9 protein-coding genes are annotated in these 10,616 nt (G+C 51.4%); all 9 read right to left on the bottom strand.

Annotated features, from left to right (window positions below; all coding sequences use genetic code 11):
* On the bottom strand, positions 1–118 hold a 118-nt coding region (locus H7U12_RS06725; protein WP_241749061.1), incomplete at its 3' end, for an inositol-3-phosphate synthase.
* A gap of 74 nt (positions 119–192) precedes the next feature.
* Complete coding sequence (locus H7U12_RS06720; protein ID WP_186634919.1) at positions 193–1,179, bottom strand: NAD-dependent epimerase/dehydratase family protein; 987 nt, start codon at positions 1,177–1,179, stop codon at positions 193–195.
* On the bottom strand, positions 1,176–2,294 hold the full coding sequence (locus H7U12_RS06715) for a hypothetical protein (protein WP_186634916.1): 1,119 nt from the start codon (positions 2,292–2,294) through the stop codon (positions 1,176–1,178). Before H7U12_RS06715 ends, H7U12_RS06720 begins: the two co-directional genes overlap by 4 nt.
* On the bottom strand, positions 2,272–3,513 hold the full coding sequence (gene spt / locus H7U12_RS06710; RefSeq protein ID WP_186634913.1) for a serine palmitoyltransferase: 1,242 nt from the start codon (positions 3,511–3,513) through the stop codon (positions 2,272–2,274). The genes H7U12_RS06715 and spt overlap by 23 nt, the downstream gene beginning before the upstream one ends.
* Before the next feature lie 169 nt (positions 3,514–3,682).
* A complete protein-coding gene (locus H7U12_RS06705; RefSeq protein ID WP_186634910.1) occupies positions 3,683–4,105 on the bottom strand; it encodes a MarR family winged helix-turn-helix transcriptional regulator in 423 nt (140 codons plus the stop codon).
* A gap of 271 nt (positions 4,106–4,376) precedes the next feature.
* A complete protein-coding gene (locus tag H7U12_RS22605) occupies positions 4,377–4,859 on the bottom strand; it encodes an acyl carrier protein (RefSeq protein WP_241749199.1) in 483 nt (160 codons plus the stop codon).
* Positions 4,860–4,885: 26 nt separating this feature from the next.
* Positions 4,886–8,071: an efflux RND transporter permease subunit gene (locus H7U12_RS06695; RefSeq protein WP_186634907.1), complete on the bottom strand. Its 3,186-nt coding sequence runs from the start codon at positions 8,069–8,071 to the stop codon at positions 4,886–4,888.
* A gap of 36 nt (positions 8,072–8,107) precedes the next feature.
* Positions 8,108–9,169: an efflux RND transporter periplasmic adaptor subunit gene (locus tag H7U12_RS06690; RefSeq protein ID WP_186634904.1), complete on the bottom strand. Its 1,062-nt coding sequence runs from the start codon at positions 9,167–9,169 to the stop codon at positions 8,108–8,110.
* Positions 9,170–9,193: 24 nt separating this feature from the next.
* Positions 9,194–10,549 (bottom strand): TolC family protein, encoded by a 1,356-nt coding sequence (locus tag H7U12_RS06685; RefSeq protein ID WP_186634901.1) that lies wholly within the window; start codon positions 10,547–10,549, stop codon positions 9,194–9,196.
* Positions 10,550–10,616 lie beyond the last annotated feature (67 nt).

The raw sequence follows: 10,616 nt of genomic DNA, 5'->3' as shown, positions 1-10,616 counted from the left end.
GCTTGCCCAGCCGGATGCGGCCCATTTGGGTCAGGGAGCCCACCGGTTGTGAAAACCCTTTCTTGATCGATTCCACCCCGGCGATCAGCGTGGTCGCCACCGCGCCCAGGCCCGGCATCAGGATCCCCAGCTTGCCGCTGGCCTCTTTCACTTGATACTCCATTTGTAACTTAGTTAAGGTAAATCAATTATTTATAACCACTTATTTACTTTATACCACTGAAGCGTCTGGGACAAACCTTTCTCAAGGTCATATTCAGGGGCATACTTTAAATCTCTTTGAATGCGCGCAATGCTGCAGTTCCAGTTCTCGGCCACCAGTTCGCTGAGCTTTTCCCGGTTCAGGGCCGGCGTTTTACTTCCGGCAAACAGCTCAGACAGCACGGCCATTCCTTTGACCAGCGGCAGGGGCAGGTGCACCCGGAGGGCTTTCTTCCGGAGAACTTTTTTACTTAGATCCGCCAGGGCGTACCGGTCATAGCTGTTGCCGTCTGACACGTTGTAGCTGCCCCGGCTCATCTCAGAAGTCAAGGCCTGCAGCACTGCTTTAGCCAGGTCTTTCACATAGACAAAGCTCAGTCGTTGGCTGCTTCTGCCGATGTAAGGGTCCAGCCCTTTGCTGAGGGTGGAGAAAAGAATGAAAATGTCTTTCTCCCGGGGACCGTAGACCGCCGTAGGGCGCAACACCACCAGCGGCAGGTTTTGGATGCCCGCCAGGTATTGTTCCGCCAGAAGTTTGCTGCGACCGTAATTGGTGACGGGTTTGGGTTCATTCTCCTCCGTAATACTTTTGGCCTCTTTATAGGAAATCGGCCCCAAAGCGGCCAGGCTGCTGATGAAGACAAATTTCTTCAGCGGGATAGCGGCCTGCGCGGCGGCCACTCCCAAATTCCGGGTGAAGTCGGCGTTGACGCGGTTGTACTCCTGGGCATCTTTCGCTTTGGTGATTCCGGCGGCGTGGATGATGTAGGTATACTGTTTAGCCTCCAACTCCTGCCGCAGGGCGGTAACACTGGCGAAATCAAGGTGCGTGTACTGGATGGGGAACGGCAGCAGGTGGTCTACTGCACTGGAAGGCCGCACCGCCGCAAAGACTTCTAGTCCCGCGTTCACGGCCGCTTCTACCAGGTGGTAGCCAACAAAACCACTGGCTCCCGTTATCAGTACTCGTTCCTTCATATCGCTTTCTCGTAGATGCGGTATTTTTTATAGGGTTTGGCATCCATGTTCAAAAGGCCCTGGTTCATGAGGGTGTTATTCTCCAGAATCCAGGAAGCCTCGGCCACCTTCATTTTCTTCTTTTTGAACTCCTCCATGGCGTGGCCATAGAAACAGGCTTCAATGCCCAACTTCCGGTAATTCTCCAGCACGCCCAGCGCAATGATCCGGAGGCCGTTTATCTTCTTCTTTTGGAAAAGGAGCTTCAAAAGGCCCGTGGGGAAAAGACGTCCGTTCTTGACGTTGATCAGTACCTGGTTGATGTCCGGGACCGACAGCGAGAAACCCACAATCTCCCCGTCGTGCTCGGCCACCATGCAGAAGTCCGGGTCCAGGATCATTTTCAGGTCTTTGGCCATGTAATCAAACTCCTGCGGCGTCATGGGCACGAACCCCATGTTTTTGTCCCAAGCCTGGTTATACACCTCCCGAAGCTTGGCGGCTTCTTCCTTGAATTTCTTCAGGTTGATGGGCCGTATCTTGATGCCTTTCCGCTCCAGCCTTTCCTCCAGGATTTTCGTCATCCGGAAGGGGCGCTCGTTGTAGTGCTCGGTGAACTGGTAGGCAATCAAATCTACCTGTTTGGTTAAGCCGGCGCGCTCCAGCAAGTCCAGGTAATAAGGCTTGTTGTAGGTCATCATCACCACCGGCGGAGAGTCAAACCCTTCCACCAGCAGGCCGCAGGTTTCGTTCGTGGACGGGTTCACCGGACCGATCATGGTTTCGGCGCCCTGTTCCTTCAGCCACTTGGCCGCCTGCGAAAACAGCAGGTTGGCTACTTCCTGATGGTTGATGCAGTCAAAAAAACCAAAGAAGCCATCATTCTGATGATTAGTCTGGTTGTGGTTCCGGTTGAGCACGGCGGCAATTCTGCCTACCACCTTGTTTCCCTCATAAGCGAGAAACGGCTGCACCGTGGAGTGCTCATGGAACGGGTGCTTTCCGGGGGTGAGCAGATCGCGCTGGGCGATAAACAGCTCCGGCACGTAGTTAGGATCACCCTTGAAAAGCGCATGCGGAAAGTCTATAAAAGCTTTGAGCTGTGACTTAGAATTAACGGGCAGTACTTGCCACATATACTTCTTGCTTAAGGTTGATCTCCAGTTCCTTGAACGACTCGGTCAGCTTGGATACGGCTTCCTCTATCTGCGCAAACGTGTGGGTCGCCATCACTGACAACCGGATAAGGGTAGAGTCTGCTGGTACCGCCGGCGAAACCACCGGATTTACGAAAATGCCTTTGTCCTGCAGGAGTTTCGTGACCTGGAAGGTTTTGGGGTTGTCCCGCACGTAAATAGGAATGATGGGCGACTCCGTGGGGCCTAACTCAAATCCTTCTTCCTGTAAAAGCCGGGTCATGTAGCGGGTGTTGGCCCACAGGCGTTCCATCCACTCGGGTTCAGTTTCTATGATGTCCAGGGCGGCTAAGGTGCTAGCTACCGAAGACGGAGACATGCTGGCGCTGAAGATAAGCGAACGGGCGTGGTGCTTCAGGTACTGGATGGTGGCATGGTCTGCGGCGATAAAGCCACCCAAGGAAGCCAGCGACTTGCTGAACGTTCCCATGATCAGGTCCACACTGTCCGTGAGGCCGAAGTGGGAAGCGGTTCCGGCGCCGCGCTCGCCAATCACGCCTAAACTATGCGCGTCGTCTACCATAATGCTGCCGCCGTACCGCTGGGCAATGGCTACTAGCTCCGGCAACTTCACAAAATCACCTTCCATGCTGAAGATGCCGTCTACCACAATCAGTTTGATGGCTTCGGCGGGCAGTTTGCTGATTTTGCGCTCTAAATCCTCCATGTCGTTGTGCTTGTACTTGAGCACTTTGGAGAAGGAGAGGCGGCTGCCGTCAATGATGGAGGCGTGGTTGAACTCATCCAGCAGGATGTAGTCGTTGCGCCCGGTTAAGCTAGAAATCACGCCCAGATTCACCTGAAAACCCGTGCTGAACACCAGGGCTGCGTCTTTGCCCACAAAAGCGGCTAGTCTTCTTTCCAGTTCCAGGTGGATGTCCAGGGTGCCGTTCAGGAACCTGGAGCCGGCGCAGCCGGTGCCGTAATCATCAATGGCCTGCTTGGCGGATTCCTTAATCTTAGGGTGGTTGGTGAGGCCCAGATAGGAATTGGAGCCAAACATCAACACTTTTTTGCCATCAATGATGACCTCGGTATCCTGCGCAGATTCAATGGATCTGAAATAAGGATAAGCCCCTGAATCTCTGGCCGCCTCCACGGCTTGCTCGGTAGCACCCATCTCCCGATTCGCCAGTTTTTCGCTTAATTTTTTTGTCATGTTACTTGACAGTTACAAGTCTCTTAATAGCCGCACGTGCAGAATTTCTTAAACAGTTTCTCCAAGGAAACGTGGGGAAGAATAGGGGATCAGCTTTTATGGATTTTATAGATTTATCAGCTATTCCTTCTATTTTAGTTGATTTTATCAACTAAATATATAAAAAATTTTAAATATTATCCCGTAAGTGCAAAGCTACTTTGATAAAAGTGGAAACTTCTTCTTTGGTTAAACCTGCTTGCATCTTGGTGTTCACTTTGTTCTCTATCTGTAATGCCTGCTTTAATAAAGTCTTTCCTCCGGTGGTAAGGTGGAGCATTTTTTTTCTTCGGTCACAGGTGTCACCCGTTCGCTCTACCAGTTTCTTTTCCTCCAGGGCGGCAATCACCCGCAACACCGCAGACTTGTCAATCTTTACAATGTCGGCGAGGTCTTGCTGAATGAGTTTGTTGTTTTTAGACAGCAGGTTCAGGAAGATAAAATGCTGATAAGAAAGCTCCAGCCCTGCGTTCTCAAATTCCCTTTCTACGGCTTTGCCCAGCACCAAACCGGTTCTGGCAATCAGTAGACCCAGATGTGAGGCTTCGTTCATTTCTTTTCCTTTTACTTCAGCAAAGGTGGGAAGAATAGTTGACCAAGTCAACTATTATCTGGTATCCTTTACGATAGTGCGTGCCTGGTAAAAAACTGGTTTAAAGCGGAAAAGAAGGGGGTGTAAGCGCTATCGGGCGGAGATCAAACAGGAGGGGGAGAAGCAGTGATCAGTACCGGTGGAAAGGGGAAGCTGTTTTGGGCTCGCTTTCAAAAAAAGAGGCTAAAAACCAGACGACAGCGCATCCGGTTTTTAGCCTGTTTTGGTAAAACTATCCTTTTTTCTCAGTTTGGGTTGACACAATCTCCACGAAGTCTCCCACGGTATTCAGGGGCACTTCGTCCGGAATCACAATTTTAAAGCTCTTCTCCAGTTCCCAGATGATGTTGACCACATCCAGGTTGTCAAGGGAGAATTCTTTGTTGAGGTGAGAGGAAGTCTTAAGCCTTGAAGGCTTGATTTCACTCACTTGGCTGATAATATGTAGAACCTTCTGGCTAACGGAAGGCTTGGCTAAGGCTATCATACGATTTGGTAAACGTTTACTATAAAAAGCTGCTTTAATGGACAGATAACGGGTTGGTGCAATCAAGGTCTGGTTTCCTGTGGAGCTGTTTGCGTTGGACCCCGGAAGAGCAGAAGATAATTGTAGGTACAAATGTACGACAGTCCCCGGTTTATCTGCTATTTCTGGCGGTATCATAAGAGAAAGTGATAAAAACGGGCGCAAGATGCGCCCGTCTTTCTTCATCATTCATTATTCAGGTGGTAATGTACTCTTTAAGCCATGGCCGGGTGGCCGTGTCCTTCTTTCTTGCTTTCCAGTTCAGCAGTTTCACGCTCCAACTCTTCGGCGGTCTTGTCAATCAGAACAATCTCGGTTTGCTTGTCCCAGCCAAACTTGGCCAGAATACGGTCAAAGCCATAGTAGATGATCGGAACCACAATCAGGGTCAGGAACATGGACGAGCTCAGACCACCAATCAAGGCCCAGGCCAGACCGTTCTTGGTCGCGGCTACGGAGCCACCGGCCAAGGCAATCGGTAACATACCAATCACCATCGCCAGGGTGGTCATCAGGATCGGGCGGAAACGGATTCTCACCGCTTCCAGCAAGGCGTCTTTCACGTGGTGACCTTCCTTCTTCATCTGGTTTGTAAAGTCCACCACCATAATGGCGTTCTTGGCTACCAGACCAATCATCATGATAATACCCAGGATAGAGAAGATACTCAGAGACTGGGCGGCCAGGGCCAGGGCCAGCAAGGCTCCAATGATCGCGAGCGGAATGGAGAACAATACCACCAGCGGATACACATACGAGTCATACAGGGCCACCATGATCAGGTACACGAAGATGATAGAGGCCAGCAAGGCCACTCCCAATGTACCGAAACCTTCGCTCTGGTTTTTCAAGTCACCGGCGTAGTCAATGGTCACGCCGTTGGGTACTTTGATCTCAGCCATTCTGGTTTGGATATCGGCACCCACGGAACCAGACGGACGACCGATTACCTGCGAGTTCACGTTCAGCGAGGTAACCCGGTTGGTACGCTCCAACTGAGACGGACCGGTAGATTGCTTGATGTCAGCGAACTGACCCAGACGAACCACTTTGCCTTGGTTGTTCACGAAAGACAGGTTCGCGATATCGGTCACGTTGCGGCGGTCAAACTCATCCAGACGGATGTTGATGTCATAGTCCTCGGTGCCGGAACGGAAGGTAGCGTCGGTGTTACCGGAGAAGGCCATCTGCATACCGGCACCCACGTTTTCCAGGGTCATGCCAAGGCTGGCCATCTTATCACGGTCCACCACTACTTCAATCTCAGGGTTACCGCCTTCCACAGACACTTCCACGTCAACGGTTCCTTCCACGCCTTCCACCAGTTTGGTAACACGTTGGGAGAAGGAGATCAAGGTGTCAATGTTAGAACCGGACAACACCACCTGGATAGGTGCCTGGGCGTTTCCTACCAGACCTACCGGTACAGGGGTTACTTCCACGTTCGGTAGTTTACTCTCAATATCGGCTTTGGCTTGACGGCTGAACTGCTGAGTACTGAACGTCCGCTCTTTCACGTCTACCAGCGTCACAGATAGTTCGGCCTGGTACGCAGAAGTCTGTCCTTGCTGTGACGAAGCCGTGGTACCTACCGTGGTAAACACCCGGGTTACTTCCGGAATACCGTTCAGGTACTCTTCCACTTGTTTCGTGGCGAAGTTGGTTTGCTCTACCGTGGCGTTCTTAGGTAATTCTAACTGCAAGCTCACTTCCCCGCGGTCACCCGCCGGGATAAACTCGTTCCCGATGAACCCGAAAGGAATCAGCATAAACGAAGCGATCAAAAGCAGGAACGTGGCCGCCAGCGTGATAAACTTATGGTTGAATGCCCATTTCAGCGCACCGGTAAAACCTTCAATGATTTTGTCTAGCAAACGCTCAAACCTCAGAATGAACCGCCCGAACATGTTCTTGTCAGAGACGTGCTCCAGTTTGGAGAAACGGCTGGCCAGCAACGGAATCAAGGTGAAGGCTACGAAGAGCGAAATCATTGTCGCTACGGCCACTACCACGGCAAACTGCCGCAAGATGTCAGATACCAGACCGGTGGACAAGGCAATCGGCACGAACACTACCACAATTACCAGCGTGATGGAAGTAACCGTGGCCATGATTTCTTTGATACCGTCATAGGCGGCCTGCGCCGGGTTTTTACCCATTTCCATGTGCCGGTAAATGTTCTCAATCACCACAATGGCATCATCCACCAGAATACCTACCACCAGCGAGAGCGCCAGCAAGGACATCAAGTTAAGTGAGAAGCCCAGCAGATACATGGCAATGAAAGTCGCCACCAAAGAAGCCGGAATAGACACCATTACAATTACGGCGTTACGCAGCGAGTGCAGGAACAAGAGCATCACCACAGCCACCAGCACAACGGCAATCACCAAGTCGTGGATCACGGAGTCAGCGGCCTCCAGGGTAAAGTCAGAGCTGTCTGAGGCAATGTTGAATTTCAGGCCTTCCTTCTCGTAGATTTTCTCCAGGTTAGCCAAAGCGGCTTTGGTCTGGGCACTCACCTCCACGGCGTTGGCATCTGACTGCTTCTGGATAGTGATACCCACGGATGCTTTGGAGTTGATACGGCTCAATACATCTACGTCTTTCTGGGTATCCTGCACCTCGGCTAAATCTGACAGCCGAACCACGCCGTTTTGATCGTCTTTGATGACCAAGTTGCGGAGCTGGTTCAAGTCCTGGTATTTACCTGACAAGCGGAGCTGGGTCTGTCCGTTCTCGTTCTTGATTCTACCGGTAGGGAAGTCCAGGTTAGAGTTCTTGATGCGTTGTTGCACCTGCAGGATGGAGATGCCGTAGGCTTCCAGTTTATCAGCCTGAATATTCACCTTGATCTCGCGCTCAGCACCACCCAGGATTTTGATCTGGGCCATACCCGGCACCCGGGAAAGTTCAGGCTTGATTTTGTTTTCAATCAAATCGAAGAATTCCGTGGCCGGCATGTTGGCCGTGGCTCCCATCTTGATGATGGGCAAGTCGTCAAAGTCAAACTTGTTCAGCGTGGGCGGATCTGCGTCTTCGGGCAAACGGGCCAGAATGGCGTTGATTTTCCGCTGCGCGTCCTGCAAGCTCAAGTCTACGTTGGTTCCTTGGTTCAGCTGGATGGTGATGATGGAGAAACTCTCTAAGGAGGTGGCCTTCATCTCTTTCACGTTTTCCAGGGCAGAAAGCGCATCTTCAATCTCTTTGGTCACGGAGTTCTCCACCTCATTGGGTGAAGCCCCCGGATACAGGGTAGTAATGGTCAACACCGGAGGGCTGAACTTTGGCAGCAACTCGTAGTTGAGGGAATTGTAGGAGACAACACCTAGCAGGGTAAGGACGGTAAAGACCACCACCACCAAGGTTGACCGCTGTATGGATAATTTGGTTATGTTCATTTTCTAAACGTCTTCAGTATATAGAAAAGGTACTTATTACTTAAGGGCGGTCACCTGAATACCTTCACGCAGGTTAATTTGGCCACTCTGCACTATTTTCTCATTGGGCTGAACGCCGTCCAGGATCTCTACCTGGTCTTGGGTGACCACGCCTACTTTCACTTTGCGCAGGTTGGCTTTGTTATTGTTCACCACCCACACGCTTGGGTCCTGGATACTTCCCACAATGGCTTCACGTGGTAACAACAGGGCATCACGCTGCGCATTTACCGGGAAGAAAGCCGTACCGTACATACCGGCACGCAAGTTGTTATTGGCGGTGTTCTTCACCTCGATTTCCACGTCAAACTTCAGGCTGGCGTCAGCGGCGGCACCAATGGCGGTCACGGTACCTTCGTATTCCTGGGCCCCGCCAGCGTTGGCGGTCACTTTCACTTTCTGACCACGGTTGATCAACAGCACTTCGGCTTCAGAGGCTTTCACGTTCAGTTTCAGACGGTCAACGTTTACAATGTCATACAGCTTGGTGCTGGCATTGGCGTTCAGGTAAGACCCTACTTCAATGTACATTTCGTTGATCTCGCCATTGATAGGGGCGGTCACGCGGGCATTGGACTGGTTCTGGCGGGCGGCTACCAACTGGGCGCGGGTGGAATTCACGTTGATTTGCGCCTCTTCCAACTGGCGTTTGGTCACCGCATCACCGGCAATCAGGTTTTTCATGCGCTCCAGGTCTTTCAGAGCTCTCTGATAGTTGGCTTGAGCGGTGGCTAAGTTGGCACTGCTGGTGTTGTCTTCCACCTGAATCAATACCTCACCGGCTCTTACTTTGTCTCCTTTGCGTTTGTACACGCGCTGGATCTGGCCAGAGACTTCGGCCATCAGGGTTAAGCTTTGCACCGGTCTAAAGTTCCCTTGCGCAGTGAACGACTTGTCCAGCTTGGCATTCTGAACCTCGGTTAAGGTTACCGGAATGGCTTCGCTTTTGATTTCGGCCACGGCAGCAGCTTCGGTCATTTCCTTTTTGTTCTTGTTCAGGGTATAAGCCACCCCACCAATGAGCAGAACAGCAACCAGGATATAAATCAGTTTTTTCATTTTTTTAGAGTGTACCGAAAAGTGTTATTGGATTAGGTTTTTCAATTCGCCGCGGGCTCTGATGTAGTTCAGCTGCGAGATTTTATATTTTAAGCGTTCGTTGTTCAAGTTGGTCTGGGCCTCTCTCAGGCTCACTTCCGCTTCGAGTAAATCTGTCAAAGGCGAGAGGCCTTCTTTGTATAAGCGGTTGGTGGTATCATACACCTCTTGCGCCAGTTGCACGTTGCGTTCCTGGTTCTGAATGGCTAACTGGCTCGTATTGATCTGCTGGAGGGCATTGTCCAGGCTCAGTTGGGTGTTAAGCGCCAGGTTCTGCATGTCCAGTTCGGTCTTTTTCACGTCAATCTGCGCCCGTCTCACCTGGTTCTTGCGCTGAAAGCCGTCAAAGATGGGGATGTTCAGACGCACGCCCAGGACAAAGGTCTTAAACCAAGGTTGGCTGGTGTCAAAGAAGTTGAACTCTCTGCGTTGGGCGTTGTAGGTGTACTGACCAAAACCCGCCAAAGTAGGGAAAGCGCCGCCTTTGATGTTCTCCACGTTCAGGCCATACAGTCTTCTCTGGGTTTCCAGCGCTTGATAGTCGGCGCGTTGGGCCAGAATCTCGCTGGCGTTGGAGGTAAGCGGAAGTGCCGTATTTGCCAGGGTCGTAGAGTCTTCTATCTCAAACTGCTGCTCCAAGGGCATGCCCATGAAGAACTTAAGGGCGTTTTTCTGCTGCTCATACGCCGAGGCGAGGGTTTGGCGCTGGTTCTCCAGGTTGGTTTTGTTTACCGTGATGCGGTTCACATCTACCTTCTTGGCGAAATCATTCTTGTATTGCAGCGTCAGGATTTTCTCCAGCTGCACCAGGCGGTTGTAGTTGGCCTCAATGGTGCTGAACTGCTCCTTGGTTTGCAGCGCCTGCAGATAAGCCGAGCTCACGTTGTAAATGACGTCTTCTCTGTTCATCTGGGTGCGCAGGCGGTACAGGTCACGGGTGGTTTGCGCTGCTTCCAGACCTACAAAGTAGGATTTGCTGAAGATCAGCTGGGAGAGTTCCACCCCGCCGTTGGCGTTGTACTTGGTACCAAACTGCACCGGTACAAAAGTGCCGGGCTGTCCAATGATTTCCCCGGGCAAAAGCTGGGTAGGGATAGACGGATAGATGCTCAATTGCCCGGTTCCCGTTAACTGCGGTAAGCCAGAGCCTTTAGTTTCCTTGATTCGGTATTCAGCGCTTTGCTCATCCAATTGCGCTTGGGCTACGCCAATGTTATTGGCGGCGGCAAAAGTCAACGCGTCTTTCAGCGTAAGTACTTTGCCCTGTGGTTGGGTTTGCGCATAACTGAAACTCGCCACTAAGGTGAGCAGGAGGCTCAGTAGGAAATGCTTCTTATTCACGGTTTTACTTTAATTAATTGGTTTTTGTCTATATAATTAGTTCAGAATTAAAAGAACTAACTGGGTA

Source organism: Rufibacter sediminis (genome assembly GCF_014269285.1).
Lineage (GTDB): Bacteria > Bacteroidota > Bacteroidia > Cytophagales > Hymenobacteraceae > Nibribacter > Nibribacter sediminis.
The sequence above is the reverse complement of the archived record's forward strand: the minus strand, read 5'-3'. Positions and strand labels throughout refer to the sequence as shown.